General features: G+C 29.0%; 15 protein-coding genes and 1 other RNA gene. 10 read left to right on the forward strand and 6 right to left on the reverse strand.

Features of this window, described 5'->3' with window-relative positions; all coding sequences use genetic code 11:
• Positions 1-95: 95 nt before the first annotated feature.
• From CW731_RS14545 to CW731_RS14555, 3 genes are read left to right on the forward strand one after another with little or no spacing between them, the layout of a single operon-like run.
• Positions 96-782 carry a cell division ATP-binding protein FtsE gene (locus CW731_RS14545; protein WP_100947408.1) on the forward strand — a complete coding sequence of 229 codons (687 nt, stop codon included), beginning with the start codon at positions 96-98 and terminating at the stop codon, positions 780-782.
• Positions 782-1672 carry a glycosyltransferase gene (locus CW731_RS14550; RefSeq protein WP_100947409.1) on the forward strand — a complete coding sequence of 297 codons (891 nt, stop codon included), beginning with the start codon at positions 782-784 and terminating at the stop codon, positions 1670-1672. Before CW731_RS14545 ends, CW731_RS14550 begins: the two co-directional genes overlap by 1 nt.
• Positions 1659-2477 (forward strand): 2OG-Fe(II) oxygenase, encoded by an 819-nt coding sequence (locus CW731_RS14555; RefSeq protein WP_100947410.1) that lies wholly within the window; start codon positions 1659-1661, stop codon positions 2475-2477. Before CW731_RS14550 ends, CW731_RS14555 begins: the two co-directional genes overlap by 14 nt.
• Here CW731_RS14555 and CW731_RS14560 read toward each other — a convergent pair whose 3' ends face one another.
• Together CW731_RS14560 and ssrA are read right to left on the reverse strand one after the other, a co-directional pair.
• A complete protein-coding gene (locus CW731_RS14560) occupies positions 2478-3563 on the reverse strand; it encodes a glycosyltransferase (RefSeq protein ID WP_100947411.1) in 1086 nt (361 codons plus the stop codon).
• 454 nt (positions 3564-4017) lie between these two features.
• Positions 4018-4411: a transfer-messenger RNA gene (gene ssrA, locus CW731_RS14565) on the reverse strand.
• A 152-nt stretch (positions 4412-4563) separates the two neighbouring features.
• Here ssrA and CW731_RS14570 point away from each other — a divergent pair.
• The 4 genes from CW731_RS14570 to CW731_RS15625 all read left to right on the forward strand — a co-directional run bounded on the left by CW731_RS14570 (position 4564) and on the right by CW731_RS15625 (position 7373).
• Complete coding sequence (locus CW731_RS14570; RefSeq protein ID WP_100947412.1) at positions 4564-5769, forward strand: NAD(P)-dependent oxidoreductase; 1206 nt, start codon at positions 4564-4566, stop codon at positions 5767-5769.
• Positions 5769-5993, forward strand: coding sequence for a DUF3820 family protein (locus CW731_RS14575; protein WP_100947413.1), 225 nt, complete (start codon positions 5769-5771; stop codon positions 5991-5993). The genes CW731_RS14570 and CW731_RS14575 overlap by 1 nt, the downstream gene beginning before the upstream one ends.
• 77 nt (positions 5994-6070) lie before the next feature.
• The gene (locus CW731_RS14580) at positions 6071-6946 is read left to right on the forward strand and encodes a mechanosensitive ion channel family protein (RefSeq protein ID WP_100947414.1); all 876 of its coding nucleotides are present in this window, start codon (positions 6071-6073) and stop codon (positions 6944-6946) included.
• Between the two features lie 220 nt (positions 6947-7166).
• Positions 7167-7373 carry a hypothetical protein gene (locus CW731_RS15625; RefSeq protein ID WP_157812238.1) on the forward strand — a complete coding sequence of 69 codons (207 nt, stop codon included), beginning with the start codon at positions 7167-7169 and terminating at the stop codon, positions 7371-7373.
• Positions 7374-7448: 75 nt separating this feature from the next.
• Here the strand turns inward: CW731_RS15625 and CW731_RS14585 are convergent, their stop codons facing one another.
• Positions 7449-8021 (reverse strand): hypothetical protein, encoded by a 573-nt coding sequence (locus CW731_RS14585; RefSeq protein ID WP_100947415.1) that lies wholly within the window; start codon positions 8019-8021, stop codon positions 7449-7451.
• 56 nt (positions 8022-8077) lie between these two features.
• Between CW731_RS14585 and CW731_RS14590 the strand changes: the two genes are divergently transcribed.
• The gene (locus CW731_RS14590) at positions 8078-8449 is read left to right on the forward strand and encodes a DUF1801 domain-containing protein (protein ID WP_100947416.1); all 372 of its coding nucleotides are present in this window, start codon (positions 8078-8080) and stop codon (positions 8447-8449) included.
• A gap of 241 nt (positions 8450-8690) precedes the next feature.
• On the opposite strand, the gene kdsA is transcribed toward CW731_RS14590, so the two are convergent.
• The gene (gene kdsA / locus CW731_RS14595) at positions 8691-9509 is read right to left on the reverse strand and encodes a 3-deoxy-8-phosphooctulonate synthase (protein WP_100947417.1); all 819 of its coding nucleotides are present in this window, start codon (positions 9507-9509) and stop codon (positions 8691-8693) included.
• 68 nt (positions 9510-9577) lie between these two features.
• Between kdsA and CW731_RS14600 the strand changes: the two genes are divergently transcribed.
• The gene (locus tag CW731_RS14600) at positions 9578-10585 is read left to right on the forward strand and encodes a M20/M25/M40 family metallo-hydrolase (protein ID WP_100947418.1); all 1008 of its coding nucleotides are present in this window, start codon (positions 9578-9580) and stop codon (positions 10583-10585) included.
• A gap of 5 nt (positions 10586-10590) precedes the next feature.
• Positions 10591-11097 (forward strand): DUF4136 domain-containing protein, encoded by a 507-nt coding sequence (locus CW731_RS14605; RefSeq protein WP_100947419.1) that lies wholly within the window; start codon positions 10591-10593, stop codon positions 11095-11097.
• Between the two features lie 62 nt (positions 11098-11159).
• On the opposite strand, the gene CW731_RS14610 is transcribed toward CW731_RS14605, so the two are convergent.
• Both CW731_RS14610 and CW731_RS14615 read right to left on the reverse strand, forming a co-directional pair.
• Positions 11160-11639 (reverse strand): hypothetical protein, encoded by a 480-nt coding sequence (locus CW731_RS14610; RefSeq protein ID WP_100947420.1) that lies wholly within the window; start codon positions 11637-11639, stop codon positions 11160-11162.
• Between the two features lie 107 nt (positions 11640-11746).
• Positions 11747-17863, reverse strand: a complete 6117-nt coding sequence (locus CW731_RS14615) for an alpha-2-macroglobulin (protein WP_100947421.1) — start codon at positions 17861-17863, stop codon at positions 11747-11749.
• Between the last annotated feature and the right edge of the window lie 56 nt (positions 17864-17919).

Genomic DNA, 17919 nt, shown 5'->3' on the forward strand with positions numbered 1-17919 from the left:
TAATATCACAATTTTAATCAAAAATAAGAATTGTTAGCAATTCATAGTAAAAAAATCATCAGAAACTTTTAAGTTTGTAGAAACTACTTAATATTATGAGCAATCTTGTTTTACAATTAGAAAATGCAGACATTTATCAAAGAGATAATTTAGTTCTTTCTAAAGTGAATTTAACCATTAATAAAGGAGATTTCTATTATTTAATAGGAAAGACAGGAAGCGGTAAAAGTAGTTTAATGAAGACTTTGTATGGAGATTTAAGTCTGCAAAAAGGAACAGGAAGCATTGTAGATTTCGATTTAAAACAGTTAAAAGAAAAGGAAATTCCGTTTTTAAGAAGAAAAATTGGAATTGTTTTTCAAGATTTTAAGTTGTTAAACGACAGAAACGTTTTCGATAACTTAAAATTTGTACTAAAAGCAACTGGTTGGAAAGATAAAGAATTGATGAAAAATAAAATTCATGAAGTTTTAGGTAAGGTTGGTTTAAAATCTCAATACTATAAAAAAACGTTTGAACTTTCTGGAGGAGAACAACAAAGAGTAGCTATTGCAAGAGCACTTTTAAATGATCCAGAATTAATTTTGGCAGATGAACCAACAGGAAATTTAGACCCAAAAACATCTATGGAAGTGATGGAGCTTTTAAATGAAATTCATAAAAGTGGAAAAACCATTTTAATGGCCACGCATGATTATCAATTAATTGTAAAGTTCAAGCAAAAAACATTAAAATGTGAAGGTGGTGAGTTGTTTGAAGTTGCGCAGCAAGCTACTGTTTAATGATTTCTGTATTAATACCTACATATAAATACAATTGCTTTCCTTTCGTGCAAGAATTGCACAATCAATTAACTGAAGCTGCTATCAGATTTCAAATTATTTGTTTAGATGATGGTTCAAAACCTGACTTTAATATTGAGAATAATGGCATTAATAAATTATCGAATTCTCATTTTAGATCATTAGATAAAAATATTGGTAGAAGTGCTATTAGAAATCTTCTAATAAAAGAATCTTTTTTTGATTGGTTGCTTTTTTTAGATGCTGATGGTTTCCCTAAAAACGATAATTTTATACAATTATATGTAGATTATATACATTCAAAAACAGATTTTGTAGGTTTTATTGGAGGTAGGATTCATAAAAAAGAAGAATCAAAAAATTTAAGAGTCAAATTTGGCACAGATAGAGAAGAATTGTCTGTTGTGTTGAGAAATAAAAATCCTTATCGTTTTTTATTTACATCAAATATCTTACTTAAAAAAAGTGTTTTTAATAAAATAAAATTCAATGAAGATTTAAAAGGTTATGGCTATGAAGATGTGCTTTTAGGAAATTCAATTCGAGATAAAGATTACAAAATTTTACATATTAACAACCCTGTTTATCATTTACAAATAGAGAATAACACTGTTTTTATAAACAAAACAAAACAAGGGTTAACGAATTTATTTTTTTTAGAAAATGAGAAATTAATTACTGAAAACGATATTAAACTTTTAAAATATTTTCATAAAATAGAAGATTTAAAATTAGATGGTTTTTTTAAAAATAAAGTTAATTTTTTTATTAAAATGGCAGTAAAGACTTCTAATTTAGTTTTTTACGATTTATTTAAATTAAGTTATTTATGTTATTTAAAAGAGGTGAAAAAGTATGGGGAAGACTAGAAAAGAAATCTCTTTATTAATTTTACAGGAACTGTATAAAGAAAAAGAGAATCTAAAGAAACAATTTTTAGAGACTAAAAATAGTATTGGTTATTTTTATATTGATGATATTTTACCTAAAAAATTAGCTTTAGAAATTCATGCTAATTTTCCTGCAACAGAAGAAACCGTAAAAAGGAAAAGTTTAAAAGAATTCAAATTTACAGCTTTTCAAATGGATAGGTATGATGCACTTTTAGAAGAAGTAATTTATGCGTTTCAAGATGAAAAAATCATTCAATTCATTGCTGAAATTTGTGATTTAGAAAAAATATATGGTGATGAGTTTTTATACGCTGGAGGATTATCACTAATGAAAAAAGATAATTTTCTAAACCCACATTTAGACAATTCTCATGACAAAGATAGGAACAGGTGGCGTGTTTTAAACTTACTATATTACGTAACACCCGATTGGGCGTTTGAAAATGGTGGCAATTTAGAAATTTGGCCAAATGGTTTGGATAACAAACCAATAACAATACAAAGTAAGTTTAATAGATTGGTTGTAATGACAACTCACCAAAAATCTTGGCATTCTGTTAGTAAAGTGGAAAAAAATGCTACAAGGTGTTGTGTTTCTAATTATTATTTTTCTAATGAACCTTTATTAGTGTCAGATAAATTTCATGTAACAACCTTTAGAGGTAGATCTTCAGAAAAAGTAAAAGACATAATTCTTCAAGTTGATAATAAATTACGCTCTGGCTTAAGAAAAGTTTTTAAAAAGGGGATTAGAAAAAACCCACACCAGTACAAAAAGTAATTATTTTAAATGATTGAAGATGGCAAGTAATTTTTGTTCTTGTTTTTCCCAAATTAATTCTGCTTTGGCTAATTTTAATTCTTTAGAGAAATCTTTTTTTAAGATTTGTTCAATTTGATTTGCAAGTTTCTTTGCATCTCTGTTTTTAACAATTTCACCTACATTATAATTTTTAATAATTGTACTCATCTCTGGTAAGTTAGAAACCAAAATAGGCACTTCTGCCTGTATATAGTCGAATATTTTGTTTGGCAAAGCAAATCTATAATTCAGTCCTAAATCTTCTTCTAGGCTAATGCCTAAATGCGCAAGTGGTGTTAATTTATGTAACTCACTCGGAGTGATTTTTCCTAAAAAAACAACTTTGTTGTTGAGGTTTTCTGAGGAAACTTTATCTTTTAGAAGTTTATAGATGTCTCCTTCGCCAATAATTACCAAAAGATGATTTTCTAGAAAATTCATTGTTTCTATTATCTTTTCTAAGCCTCTTCCTACATTAATGGCTCCTTGATATAAAATAATTTTTTTACCATTTATTTTAAAAGGAAATTCACCAAGCTCAACTTTTTTTTCAGTTGGAAGATTCATGATCGTTTCAAAAGAACAATTGTATTTTTTTTTATAAAAACCAGCAATACTATTGCAAACAGTATAGTTATTTCGAAGTCTTGGAAGCATCCATTTTTCTAAAGCAAGCCAAGTTTTTTTAACTTTAGGTCTGTTTACAAGTTCAGGTATTTCCGGAAAAAGCTCATGACTATCAAAAACAATTTTTTTATTTTGAATCTTACCAACTAAATAATTTGGTAATAAAGTATCTAAGTCATTAGATAATAGAATATCTTTTTTTGTGAATAATAAATAGAAAAAAAGGCGAAAGTTATATTCTGCAAAAAAAAGAAAACCAGCATTAAAAAGTAAACGGAATCTTTTAGTTTGGTAATTTCGTTTTAAATTTTTACTGTTTTTAAGTTTTCTACCTAGTAATAAAACTTCAAAATTATTACTAATTAAAGTATTGCAAACCTTAGCTACTCTTTGGTCTGTAGATAAATCATTTGTAACTGTGACTATAATTTTTTTCAAATTAATCAGTTTTTGTGCAATATAAAAACAATAAATTGAAACGAATACAATTTTGGCTTATCAAAAGATATGTATTAGTAACAATATGCTTTTAGGTCATATAGAATCTATGTTTTAGAATGTTATTTTGTAAAGTAGGAGTCATTTTATTATGAATTATAGAAAAATATAATTATATTTGAGAGAGATGCTAGGGGGTATTAAGAGAAGTTTTTTAATAAATTAAACTAACGAAATAAGACTTATGAGTAAATGCCCTTCTTGTGAATCTGGTTGTAAGAAAAGAATTACAAAAGGTTCTATACTTAAAACCAAAATTTATAAATGCCATCAATGTAAAGCTAAATATATAAAAATTCCTTTTTTACTCTCATCAATAATTATAAAAAAAGGGAATAGTAATAATTAAAATAAAACCTCAACTAATTTATTTACAATTAGTTGAGGTTTTTTAAAGTGGAGACGCCGAGAATCGAACTCGGGTCCAAACAAGCAGCCAAAAAGCTTTCTACATATTTAGTTCTTTCTTAATTTTCGATCAAAGGCTGATTAAGAACAATCCACCTTTAACTTATCTTCTTTAGTTTCAGAAACCCGTCAAAGCACCAGGTTTCCTATATTTACTTTTACGATATCCAAAAGTGAAACGCCGTAAATCAGGGCTGTTCGTGGACATAAAGCTTGCACACCTAGTGTGCCGAGGCCAATCCTACTATAATTCGGATTATGCAGCTAAAGCGTAGTTATCTTCGCCGTTTAAAAAGTTGAAATTAGGTTTAACGAGTGTTATTTCATAACTCGATATGCTTACAAATTCACTGACCTTGCTGTCAAAACCAGTCGTCCCCAAAATGTCAAAGAAATATTTCTTTAAAAAAAAATACCGTTTGCAAAAGTATAAAAAATACAGTTGGTTATCATTATAAAATCTAATATCTTCGAACAAATATTATTCCATTGATGTTGAACTCGTTTCAGTGTCATATAAAAATAGAAGAACATGAAGTTTGGCATTATAAAAGAGCGTAAAAATCCACCAGATAGAAGAGTCGTTTTTTCACCAGAAAAACTACAAGAATTTAAAAATCAATTTAGAAAGGCAGAGGTTCTTGTAGAAAGTTCAGAGATTCGTGTTTTTTCTGATGATCAATATAAAGATGCAGGATTAGAAATTACAAAAGACATGTCTGATTGCGACGTATTATTTGGTGTGAAAGAAGTACCAATTGAAGCATTAATCAAAAATAAAAAGTATTTTTTCTTTAGTCATACAATTAAAAAACAGCCATATAATAGAAAGTTATTAAATGCAGTTCTAGACAAGAATATAGAATTGTATGACCATGAAACTATTATCCAAGAAAACGGAGCTCGCTTAATTGGCTTCGGTCGTTATGCCGGTATTGTTGGTGCCTATAATGGTTTCAGGTCAATTGGTTTAAAAAACGAATCGTTTAATTTACCAAAGGCAGAAACTTTAGATAGTCAGCAAGAATTAATAGAAGAATTGAATAAAATTGATTTACCTAATTTTAAAATCCTTTTAACTGGAAATGGTAAAGTAGCTTATGGTGCTAAAGAGATGCTAGATGCTATGAGTATTAAAAAAGTTTCTGTAGAAGATTATTTATCTAAAAACTTTAATGAACCGGTATATTGTTTAATTGATGTTTTAGATTATAACAAACGTAATGACGGAAAAATCGTTGATAATATTGATTTTTATAATAATCCTGAAATGTACACCTCAGATTTTATGCGTTTTGCAAAGGTTACTACTTTCTTTATTGCTGGTCATTTCTACGGAAATGGAGCACCCTATTTATTTACCAGAGATAATGCGAAATCGCTAGATTTTAACATCAAGTTTGTAGCAGATATTTCTTGTGATGTAGATGGTCCTGTTGCTTCAACACTAAGGGCATCTACAATTGCAGACCCAATATATGGGTATAATCCACAGACCGAATCTGAAGTGAGTTATAAGGATAAAGATGTTATTGTTGTTATGGCTGTAGATAATTTACCTTGTGAATTACCAAAAGATGCAAGTGAAGGTTTTGGCGAAATGTTTTTAGAAAATGTAATTCCTGCCTTTTTTAACAACGATAAAGATGGAGTTCTAGAACGTGCTAAAATGACAGAAAACGGGAAGCTTACCAAACGTTTTTCATATTTACAAGATTATATTGAAGGAAAAGAATAATGATTGAAGACAGACAGTTTCTTATTGATTTAGCAAAAATGAAAATGCCTTTCGGGAAATATAAAGGTAAATATTTAATTGATTTACCAGAGCATTATATTGTCTGGTATAAAACCAAGGGTTTCCCTAACGGAAAACTGGGGAAACAAATGGAATTGGTTTACGAGCTTCAGTTGAATGGTTTAGAAGATATTGTTAGAAAAATTAGGCGAGATTTTTGTTAAAAAATTATTCAACTTAAAAATAGAATATATTTGTTCTGAAAATACTATCTAACTTCTATAGTTTTTTTTAATAAATAATGAACATTAACGATCTAATAAACAATCCGATTTTCACTAAATCGGCATCTATATTTTTCCTTTTTTTAATTGTCTATGTAATTGTAAAAGTTTTACAAAAAGCAACTTTTAGAATAGCAAAAGACAATAGTTCTAAATACAAGTTTAAAAAAATGATTAATTTTTTAGGCTATGTTCTATTTATTATAGGAATTTTATACCTTTTTAACACTAAATTGTCTGGTTTAGGCACTGCTTTAGGTGTTGCTGGTGCAGGTATTGCATTTGCTTTACAAGAAGTAATTGTTAGTGTTGCTGGTTACATTACCGTTTTTACAAGTAACTTTTATAAAGTTGGCGATCGCGTAAAGTTAGGAGGCATTAAAGGAGATATTATAGATATTGGTTTGTTAAGAACTACTTTAATGGAAATTGGCGATTGGGTAGATGGAGATTTGTATAACGGAAAAATGGTTAGAGTGGCGAACAGTTTTGTTTTTAAAGAACCCGTTTATAATTATTCGGGAGACTTCCCTTTCCTTTGGGATGAAATAACGATACCCATAAAAACAGCAGGAGATTATACATATGCAAAAGAAACTTTTGAAAAAATATTAGAAGATGAAGTTGGTGCTTTTGCAGAAACATCTCAAGTTGCTTGGAACAAGATGATAGGAACGTATAGCATTGAAAATGCACGAGTAAAACCAATGGTTTCTATGGTTTTTGATGAAAATTGGATGACTTTTACCTTAAGATATGTTGTAGATTATAAATCTAGAAGAGGCACAAAAGCTATTTTATTTGATAAGGTTTTATCGGCAATAAAAGCATCTAACGGAAAAATAGAAGTAGGTTCTGCTGCTTTTGAAATTACTACTTTTCCTAAAAAATAATTTTTATTATAAACAATTAATTAACTAATTGATGTCATGATTTTGTAGTACGTATATTTTAGATTAGCAATTTCAGAAAAAAACAACCGAAGATATTCCTATAGTTTTACATATTTATGGAATAATTGTTTATGATGTAACTATTAGAGAAGTGTTACAAACTTTATTTAAAGGAGCAAGAAATATGGATATGGTTTTATAAATATTAGAACCTTTTGTCTTGCTTAAAATATTAGATAATTTTTATATTAATTACGAAATTAACTGTCATACTAAGAATCTAGAAAAAGGTGCGGTAATTTACTCGTTATTACATGAAGGTATTAAAAACGAATTGCACAATGCTGTTATCGAAATACTATCTTCACACTATAACGTCTTTAGAGATGATAACGTTTTAAAAGTTCCTCCAGAAAAATGTGCATAAAAGATATGTTAAGAGTGTTTTAAGAGTGTTTTTAATAAATAATTGAAACTCTCATAAAGTTTTTACTGATAAAAATTATCTTTCTACAATACCATAAGTAGCGTGAGCAATTCCTAGAATAGTGAGAGAAGAGTACCAATAACCAGGAATTACAAGACAGTAAATGCCTAAAAGTAAAGAGATACCGCTTAAAAAAAGAAGGTTTTTACGTGTTTTATTTTTAAAAATAAAAAGAAATATTGAATATTGAATTAAAAAAACAGGAGTAATCAAATCAATTAAACCTTTATTCATCAAGAAAATTAAAACAGAAAAAACAATAAGTATTCCTATTAAGTATTTTCGAAAAGCAGCTTTAGTTTTACCATTCCATAATTGTTGTTGAAATCTTTTTACATTTCTTCTTCCGCTAAAAAATAAAGAGAACGAAGAAAATAAAACAAAAATAGCAGCAAGCGAAATAAAGATGATTTCAATTATTTGTGCTGATAATAAACCCAAGGCATGGTCTTCAATTAAGAAACTATCTAATATATATTTATAAGCATAGGCTAAAAGAAAAAAATAGACTCCAATAAGTATACTTGTAAAACCTTTTAAAGTAAAATTGACTTCAAAATTATCGTGCAAATGTGTGTTTTTAACCATAAGTTTTTTTAACTTTCGTAAAGATACAAAAATGAAAAGTAGCGTTATTCAAAATTATGAAGCCAGCAGAAGAATATATCTTAAATCAACCAGAACCATTTAAATCTATTTTAATGCATTTACAAATCTTAATTGAGACAACTTTTCCTGAAGTAGATTTGCAGTTTAAGTGGAAAATACCTTTTTATTATTTAGATGAAAAGCCATTTTGTTATTTAAATCCGTCTAAAAATAAAGGATATGTAGATGTTGTTTTCTGGGTTTCTGCACATCTAACAAAATACAATGAATTTTTAATTTCAGAAAACAGAAAAGTAGTAAAATCGTTACGCTATTTTAATATTGACGATATTAGTGAAGAAATATTATTATCTGTTTTAGAGGAAGCACATCAGCTAAAAGATAAAGGTTTTTATAAAAGGAAATAACTACTTTATTTTAAACTCTAATGCGGTTTTTCTATTAAATAAACATACAATTCAGATTTTTTTTGCATTAAAGATGGTTATAATTGTACTTTTTCCTATAGTTTTTATAATAGGTTTTGTATCATATTAAAAAGGTAAACAACGGTAATTAGACAATTATTGTGCCTCTATTTTTTTTTGACATTAAAAAACCATTCAAACTTTTAAATCTGAATGGTTTAAATAGATGTGAAATATAATTTTATAAATTATTAATCGTTTTTCTAATGGCAACTAAATTTGTTAAAAGCGCTTCTAGATTGTCTAAATGTAACATATTAGCACCATCAGATTTTGCGTTTGCAGGATCAAAATGTGTTTCAATAAACAACCCATCTACATTATTTACAATTCCTGCTCTTGCAATTGTTTCAATCATTTCTGGTCTACCACCAGTAACTCCTGCAGTTTGATTTGGTTGTTGTAAAGAATGTGTAACATCTAAAATTGTAGGTGCAAATTCGCGCATTTCAGGAATTCCTCTAAAATCTACAATCATATCTTGGTAGCCAAACATGGTTCCTCTATCTGTAATCCACGCTTTATTAGAGCCAGCATCTTTTACTTTTTGTACTGCGTGTTTCATTGCAGACGGACTCATAAATTGTCCTTTTTTTAAGTTTACAACCTTTCCTGTTCTTGCAGCAGCCACTACTAAATCTGTCTGGCGTACTAAAAACGCAGGTATTTGTAAAACATCTACATATTCTGCAGCCTTTGCAGCATCAGAAACTTCATGAATATCTGTAACTGTTGGTACATTAAAAGTTTCAGAAACTTTGCGTAAAATTTTTAATGCTTTTTCATCTCCAATTCCTGTAAAACTATCAATTCTACTTCTGTTTGCTTTTTTAAAACTTCCTTTAAAAATATAAGGAATGGCTAATTTGTCTGTTATAGAAATTACTTTTTCAGCAATTCTAAGTGCCATTTCTTCACTTTCTATAGCACAAGGTCCTGCTAGTAAAAAAAAGTTGTTCGCGTCTAAGTGTTTTATATTCGGAATTTCAGATAAAATCATTTGTTAAAATTTTCAACAAAAATACGAAATTAAATTAGCTATATTTATACTTTTAAAACTCAAATAGAATGAAAAAAATAGTAGTAGCAATTTTAGCGTCAATAAGTATCATTTCTTGTGATAGTGCTAAAAAAACAACAACATCAAAAAGAGTTTCTTCTGAAACAACTTCTTCAGAAAACACAATGCTAATAGATTCTAACACAGTTAGAAAACATTTATACACATTAGCGGATGATGATATGGAAGGACGAAAATCTGGAACTGCAGGAATTGAAAAAGCAGCAGCCTACATAGAAAATGAATATAAAAAAATTGGATTATCTACGTTTGGAGATTTAACAGATTACAGACAAACATTCACTTTTAAGAATGGAAGAACCAAAGAAGACATTACTTCTAGTAATATTTTGGGTGTTTTAGAAGGGAAAAGTAAAAAAGACGAATATGTAATTATTTCTGCACATTATGATCATTTAGGAATAAAAAAGAGTGGGGAAGGAGATTTAATTTACAATGGTGCAAATGACGATGCTTCTGGTGTAGCTGGTGTTTTAGCATTGGCGGCATATTTTAAGAAAGTTGGTCATGAAAGAACCATTGTATTTGCAGCTTTTACTGCAGAAGAAATGGGGTTAATTGGGTCTACTCACTTCGGTAAAGGAATTGATGCTAGCAAATTTGTTGCGGGAATTAATTTAGAAATGATTGGTAAAACGCCAAGTTTTGGACCTAATACGGCTTGGTTAACAGGTTTTGAACGTTCAGACTTTGGAACCATTATTCAGAAGAATTTAGAAGGAACAGGATATCAATTATTTCCAGATCCGTATAAGAAATTCAATTTGTTTTTTAGATCAGACAATGCATCTTTAGCTAGATTAGGCGTGCCTTCTCATACGTTTTCTACTACGCCAATAGATGTTGATAAAGATTATCATCAAGTTTCAGATGAAGTAGAAACCTTAAATATGACTGTAATTACACAAACAATACAAGCAGTAGCAAAAGGGACGGAAAGTATTATTAACGGAAAAGATACGCCTACAAGAGTTGTAATTAAAGAGAAGAAATAGGTCTTATGAAAAACATTAAATTTCTTTTCGTATTCATTTTAATTGGATGTTCATCTTCTAAAGTTGTTACAGACTATGATATAAAAGAAGATTTTTCTAAGTTTAAAACCTTTGAATTCTATGAGGATAATGGCGAGAACTTAAATGAATTTGATGTAAAGAGAATTACCAATAGTATTCTGCAAAACCTTAAAAATACTGGATTTGAACAACATGTAACACCAGATTTTTTTATTTATTTTGATACGAAAACTGTTGAAAATTTAAATAGGAACACTATTGGTATTGGTGTTGGAAACGGTGGTATTGGAGTTTCTGGAGGGATACCAATCGGCAGTAAAAAAATCAATGAAAAATTGATTATTAAGTTTATTGAAGCAAAAACTAATGAGTTGTTTTGGGAAGGTTCTTTAAATACAGCTGTTAAAGAAAATAGAATACCAGAAAAAAGGAAATTACATTTAGAAAAAGTAGTACAGCAAATTTTAGTAGAATTTCCGCCAAAAAAATAAAAATAATAAAAAATCCTCTAAAAATTAATTTAGAGGATTTTTTTTATTGTAAAATATTCTATTTAGAATTGGTATCTAACACTAAATGCGATATCGCTACCATATTTATTATAATAAGTGTCACCAAAACCAATTTCTGGTCTTAAATCTAAAGAAAGTAAAATTGGTGCTTCAGAAAAATTGTACTCAATTCCAATATCACCAGCTGCAAATACAAATGTTTCAGAATCATTATTGTCTTTACCACTGTAGTTTCCTAAACCACCACCAACACCAGCATACCAATTGAAGCCTTCTTCAATATTCCAAACCCATTGGTAAATACCCGTAGCTTTAAAACCGTCATAGTTTTTGTTATCTCTTAAGCCTAAATCAATTTCTAACCTGTTATTATTGCTTAATGCTCTTTGGTACGAAATCTCTGCACCGAAACCATCATTATCTCCCAAACGCAATCCGATAGCATTTTCAGATATACTCTGAGCATTTGCAGAAAACGCACCAGCTACTATAAGTCCAATAATTAAAAGTGTTTTTTTCATAATTTATATTAATTTGTTTAAAGAGCAAAATTAGACTTAATCTTCGATATAAATGACCTCAAATAAGTTAAAAGTTGATTCAAATGAAATATTTATTTGTTAAAATTTTAGTTTCTTATTTTTAAACGAATGCCTTTAGAGTGACTGCTAAATTCTGGAGCGTACATGCTCTGTATTGTAGTAATTCCGTTACTAAAGTCACCAGCATTATTTACTCTAACGTCATATTCGAAAACATAAACTCCTTTAGGTAAATGATCAAAAAAGAAATTTGTTGCAGCATCTCTTGTGCTTTGATAATAGCCTAAATTGTCTTGCCATTTGTATTTAGAAAGTACATTAATTGGTTCTACACCAGAAGCTCTCATGTCTTTCATGTGAATAAACTCCATGTCTCTGTCACTTCGTAATTCTATCCTTACTGTAATCAAATCACCTACTTTTAGTTCCGTTTCATTAGTAATTCCTCGCAGTTCTTTTCCTGTATCTGAATTTACTTTTAAGAATAGCTTTTTATTCAATTTTAAAGGTGTTTCTGCAGAAGTAATTTTATCTAAATCTTCAAAATATTGCCAATACAAACTTCCCCAAGCAATTCCGTTTCCTTTTTTAGAAATAGTAACAGTTGCCATTTCTTTTTTAATATCACTACCATTCCAAGAAGTTTTAAAATAACCAGTTCCAGCTTCCACCTTTACGTTTTCTAATTTTGCAGGCTCAATTTTCTCATTACCAATTTTAATGTCTACCATTTCTGTGATAGAAACCCAATCACTTCCATTTAGTAACAAAGCATACACTGCTTCTGTAGTTGCTTTTGTAGTTTTCCAGCTGTTGGTTTGTTTATTTTTTAACAACCAAATTTTAAGATTATCAATTGTTTTTGTATCATTTTCTATCTCAGAGAAAACTTCAATTAATAAAGCTTGAGTTTCCACAGGAGCTTGATAGTATTTAAACCCAACTGTATTCGTTTTCCAATACATTCCTAATTCATCTGAGGTTATAGAATTCTCTTTTAATGATTTTAGAATCTTGTTTGCTATCGTTTTTTTATCATTTCTAAAAAGCGATAAAGCAATTTGTCCTTTTGCGTATAAATTATAATCATTCCAATATTTTTCTGATTGATTGCCATAGTATGAAACAGCTTTTTTAGTTTTTTCATTCATAGAGATATCATTATAAAAACTTCGCATGTATAAATACTGAATAGCAAAATAACTCAAATGATTTTGTGCTAAAAATTCTTCATATTTCTTATTTCCTTTTTCATTTTTGATTCTTGCAGCACTGTCTAGAAGTTTTTCATAATGTTCTAAGATTTCATCATCGAGATATTTTACAGCCTTTTCAATCATTACTGTTGTTGATGAATTAAAGGTTGAAACTCCTAATTTTTGTAAATGTCCGAAGCCAGTAGCAATGTGTTGTGTAATAAAAGTGTTTTCGTAGCGACTGCCTTTAAACCAAGGAAACCCGCCAGAACTCATCTGAACATCTTGTAACTTGTGCAACGCTTTTTCTTGCTCATTCTTCATTTTATTCAAATTGAATAATAACGCAATTCTTTTCTTTTGTGCTGTTTCAGATTGCGCATCTCTTAACCAAGGAGTCTCCTGAATAATCAACGATTTTAATTCTTCATTTTTCTCTAAATTACTCAATAAAGCATCTGAAGATTTCCACGCATTAAAAACTTCCTGAATTCTAGGATTTGAATTCGCCACAAAACTTGCCAAGGTATTTGCATAGTATTTAGAGAAGGTTTGTTCTGCACATTCATAAGGATATTCCATTAAATACGGCAACGACTGAATTGCGTACCAAACAGGGTTCGAGGTCATCTCTAACGTTAATTTGTGGTTTTTTAAAGTTGAAGAAGTATTGTTTTTTAATTTATCTAAGGTAAAGGTTTTGGTTTGGTTAGAACGAAGCCACATTGGTAAGGTTTCTGTAACCAACATTCTGTTAGATAAAACAGGTAAAACGTTTTGTTCTCCGTCAGAAAAATCACCAGCTTTTGCAACTATTTTGTACTGAACTGCTTGCACTGTTTGTGGTATCGATAAATACCAAGAAACATTTGTGTTTCCATCTGAATCAACAGTGAAGTTTTTGGTTGAATTTAAGTTTTCTAAATCAGCATTAATCTCTTTTCCTGTAATTGCATCTGTCAAAATTAATTTTGCAACACCAGATAATTGATTGCTCGTTAAATTTGTGATTTTTGCACTCAATGTAATTTTATCACCTTCTCGTAAAAAACGTGGTGCGTTTGGCACCACCATTAATTCTTTCTGAGTAACGGTTTGCAATGTTTTAATAGACGACTTTAAGTCTTTGGTGTGAGCTAATAATTGTAATTTCCATTTGGTAAGTGCTTCTGGCATTGTAAAAGAAAAACTTACTTTACCGTTTTTATCTGTTCTTAATTGTGGAAAAAAGAAGGCCGTCTCATTAAAGTTTTTACGTACTTGAATTCCATCAAAAGAAATTTCTTTATTTTCTTCTGATACTTCAGTAACAGTTACAATTTCATCTAAATTACTTTCTACAGATTCCATAAGCGTTTCTTCAACCTCCATTGCATTTTCAACTATTTGAATTCCTGATGCTTTTTTAGAAAGACCTGGATGCCCTCTTAACAGATAAGACTTATTTACCCCAAACCTAAAACCAAACCAATTATAAGTAGCATTGTTTATAGATGGGTAATTTGTGTAATTTCTATTAGCATTTTTTATTTGAAAATTATTAATTCCAAAACTTTGGTTCGCGTTGCTCGTTTCATAAGAGTAATAGCTTCTTTTTTCTGAAATAGAATTAAATTCCCAATTATGTGACCTGAACTCATCTAAAGAAGCATCGTACATAGAAGCTAACATTTCTGCGGCAACTTTGTCATTTTTATCATCTTTAATGGTAAAACTCCAAGTTTCTTCTGCACCAGGTTGTAGTTTGTCCCTAAAAATATTCGTTTCAATTATTATGCTACTTTTTGGTTCTTCAGAAACATTAATTAGTAAACTTCCGCTTTTAAAATAGTTGTAATTTACAAAGTGATATTTTACAGCAAAACCACCAATGTCGTCTTTATTTACAGGTATTTTAATCGTTTTAGTCTTGTTGTTTAATTTTATAAAAGAAGTTTCAATAATTTTATGGTTCTTTTCAATTTGAACAATAACCGTAATGTCTTTTGAAGCAGAACCAATTTGTATTTCTACAACATCATCAACCTTATATTTATTTTTATTAGTATGAATAACAAACAACTTATTGTCTGCAACTTGTTTTTCTTTGGTTGAAAAAAGACTAAATTTATGCTCACCCCTAACTGCTTGTCCGAATGTGTCTTCACTTTCTAAAACAGCAATGTATTTACCAGAAAGCCAATTTTTCATATTTTCTAATTGAATCTCCTTAGCATCTTCTGTATTAAAATCTTTTGAAAAGACCAACGCTCCTTTTTTCCAGTTTCCTCCATTTTCTTCCTCTTCTGAATACGGATCATTAGGAAATAATTTTCTGAATTCATTTTTAGAGATATCTTGATAATCGGGTGCAGACCAAGGTCTATCTCTTAAAGGATGTTTAGGTGCTTGTAATTTGTAAATTTTTACAGTTCCTTTTGCTGCAACAAACTCACCATTTAAGTTTTTAGTATCAATATTTAGAGTTGATTCTTGCTGGTTTTTATCGATGTTTGCATTCATATAAATAGTTGCCAACAAAGAATGATACCCAACTCTTACAATAGTTGTAGCACTTCTTGTTTCTCCATTAACATCGGTAACATCTGCAGTTATTTCATAAGAAAAAATAGGGTTGTTTTCTTTGGAAACACTAGCATCTGGAATTGCTTTAAATTTTATAGAAAAAGCACCATCACTGTTAGATACTGTTTCTCCGCTTGTTATTTCTTGCGCTTCAGAATTAAAATTGGGTCTTCTCCAATAATACCAACTAGGGTATTGCACTTTTCTATACACTCTGTAAACCACTGTTGCGTCTGTAATATTCGCACCAGAAAAAGCTTTAGCAAAACCATGTATAGTAACAGCATCATTTACCTTTATACTTTCTGTAATTGGTTTAAATTCAGTTTTAAATTTGGGTCTTTTGTATTCCTCTACAGAGATTGTAGCATTATTATAGCTAAACTCAAAATAATTACGACTATCTTCCTCTAAACTTTCATCTATATTTATAGAATATTCTCCTGTTAGTCCGTTATTTGGAAGTATAAATTCTCCCGCAATAGTACCAAATTCATTCAGTTTTAAATCAAGCGTTTTCACCTCCTGATTATTAACATCTCTTAAAGTGATTTTTACAAATTCGTTCGCGAATATTTCAGATTTTTCTCCTTCCTTTTTTAATAAAATCGCTTTAAAATAGACAATTTGTCCTGGTCTATAAATGCTTCTATCCGTAAAAATAAAAGGTTTTATAGTGGTTTTTTTATCAATATTATTGTTATTGTTTGAGGTCTGATTGTACATATAAGAACTCCCGAAACTAGCTTTATCATTCTTCGTTGTTACTGTAATTTTTACATTAGAATACCGATTTGTACTTTTAAAAGAGGCAAAACCATTTTTGTCTGTTTTTAGGGTTTTATCTATCGGAGCGCTATATCTATGATTTGTATTATGGTTTTTAATATGGATTTCTGCATTTTTAATTGGCTTTCCATTATTTCTATCAACAATCTGATAATTATAACTATCATCAAAAGTATTTGCAACCAAGGTTAAATTAGTCGTTTGAACTATTGTAGTTCCGTAAATTGAATCTTCTGTAATTTCCTTCTTTTCTGAAGCTAGAATTAAATACATTCCGCCTTCTAGTTTTGGAACAATTACTTCAGTAGTATGATTTAAATAATCGTTCTCATTTCTTAAAGTAGCATTCCAATTTTTAGTTTTTTCGAGATTTTTTAAGAATGAAATTTTTTCTTCACTTTTATATATTTTATTGAATTTTTCTTGTTGTATTTCTGATATCTTATAAGCAGTAAAATAAAGGTTATCTATGTTTTTATAAGAAACCAATACTCTAGAATTTGTATTGATAGGAATAAATTCTTCTGCTCTTATAGAGAGCGAAGTATCTAAAATTTGAGCTTTTAAAATAGCGCATTTTTTTGCAGCGAAACTCTCTGGGAATTTTTTAATAATTTCATTAGAAAGTGCAAGTGCTTCTTTATTTTTGAAACGGTCTTTACTTTCTTTTGAATTTTGAGTTTCAGTTGCTTTTTGATGTGCTATTTTAGCAATTTCAAAAGTGTACAAACCACCAGATTCATGATTTATATTCTTCTTTCTAGCGTTTTCTAACGTTTTTAGAAGTAAATCTTCTTTATTCTTAAAGGTTGCATTGTTCTTTACAAAATGTAATCTTTCGATATCTATTGCTGCTAATGCATTTTTATTATCTTCCTTTATATGAAAAGCGATTAATTTTTGATATGTTCTTAAAGCATTCAATTGTAAAGAAATACTGTCTTTTGAAATGATTTTTAATGTTGAAAAATGATCAGCATTATTTATAAAATCTACATTGTCTATTGTAAACTTATAAGAAGGTCTTGTAATAGCATTTTCTGAAGTTTTGTAGAATTCTAAAGCATTGTTTGCTAAAAAATCATATAAAGTTGGGCTGTAAGTTTTATTGTCTTTTTCTAGTTGAAGAATCTCTTCAAAATTACCAATATTTATTTTTTGAAGTTTTGTTTCATTAGCTAAAGAGGCATTAAAATAATAATGAATTTCTTTAAAAAGCGTGTTCAAATCCCAAGTTCTAAAATCACTAGCGCCAACTTTGTTTTCTGTCGATATTCTATTGTAGAACTTGTACCTGTTCTGAGTAAAATATTGCCAATACAAATTTGCCAATACATTCTCTAATACATTTTTTGTAGGAAATTCACTTTTAGAAATATGGTGTTTAAATTGATGAATTACTTTTAACTGCGCGTCTTCTTCCAAAATTAAAGAAAATTTACTTTTAAAAAAAAGCGATTTAATAATTTGAGGAGCGTTTTCTTCTTTATTAGCTTTCACATAAATTTTTTCTACAAATGCTAAAGCAGATTTTGGTAAATTATCTACCTCTAACTTTTCTACTTCTGTCCAAAGTTTATCAAAGTTATTTTGTGAACTCATGGTTAAAGAAAATAAGATCATTGTTAAAATAGTTACTGTTGTCTTTTTCATAATCAATAGATTTAATGTTTTCAAAGCACGTAAAAATAAAGTTGTAAATCAACTTT

The organism is Polaribacter sp. ALD11 (genome assembly GCF_002831685.1).
Taxonomy (GTDB): domain Bacteria; phylum Bacteroidota; class Bacteroidia; order Flavobacteriales; family Flavobacteriaceae; genus Polaribacter.

What these genes read in the sequence shown, in the direction of transcription:
- CW731_RS14545 (WP_100947408.1), top strand. Translation starts at nt 96, where the DNA reads ATGAGCAATCTTGTTTTACAATTAGAAAATGCAGACATTTATCAAAGA.
- CW731_RS14550 (WP_100947409.1), top strand. Translation starts at nt 782, where the DNA reads ATGATTTCTGTATTAATACCTACATATAAATACAATTGCTTTCCTTTC.
- CW731_RS14555 (WP_100947410.1), top strand. Translation starts at nt 1,659, where the DNA reads ATGGGGAAGACTAGAAAAGAAATCTCTTTATTAATTTTACAGGAACTG.
- CW731_RS14570 (WP_100947412.1), top strand. Translation starts at nt 4,564, where the DNA reads ATGAAGTTTGGCATTATAAAAGAGCGTAAAAATCCACCAGATAGAAGA.
- CW731_RS14575 (WP_100947413.1), top strand. Translation starts at nt 5,769, where the DNA reads ATGATTGAAGACAGACAGTTTCTTATTGATTTAGCAAAAATGAAAATG.
- CW731_RS14580 (WP_100947414.1), top strand. Translation starts at nt 6,071, where the DNA reads ATGAACATTAACGATCTAATAAACAATCCGATTTTCACTAAATCGGCA.
- CW731_RS14585 (WP_100947415.1), bottom strand. Translation starts at nt 8,021, where the DNA reads ATGGTTAAAAACACACATTTGCACGATAATTTTGAAGTCAATTTTACT.
- CW731_RS14590 (WP_100947416.1), top strand. Translation starts at nt 8,078, where the DNA reads ATGAAGCCAGCAGAAGAATATATCTTAAATCAACCAGAACCATTTAAA.
- kdsA (WP_100947417.1), bottom strand. Translation starts at nt 9,509, where the DNA reads ATGATTTTATCTGAAATTCCGAATATAAAACACTTAGACGCGAACAAC.
- CW731_RS14600 (WP_100947418.1), top strand. Translation starts at nt 9,578, where the DNA reads ATGAAAAAAATAGTAGTAGCAATTTTAGCGTCAATAAGTATCATTTCT.
- CW731_RS14605 (WP_100947419.1), top strand. Translation starts at nt 10,591, where the DNA reads ATGAAAAACATTAAATTTCTTTTCGTATTCATTTTAATTGGATGTTCA.
- CW731_RS14610 (WP_100947420.1), bottom strand. Translation starts at nt 11,639, where the DNA reads ATGAAAAAAACACTTTTAATTATTGGACTTATAGTAGCTGGTGCGTTT.
- CW731_RS14615 (WP_100947421.1), bottom strand. Translation starts at nt 17,863, where the DNA reads ATGAAAAAGACAACAGTAACTATTTTAACAATGATCTTATTTTCTTTA.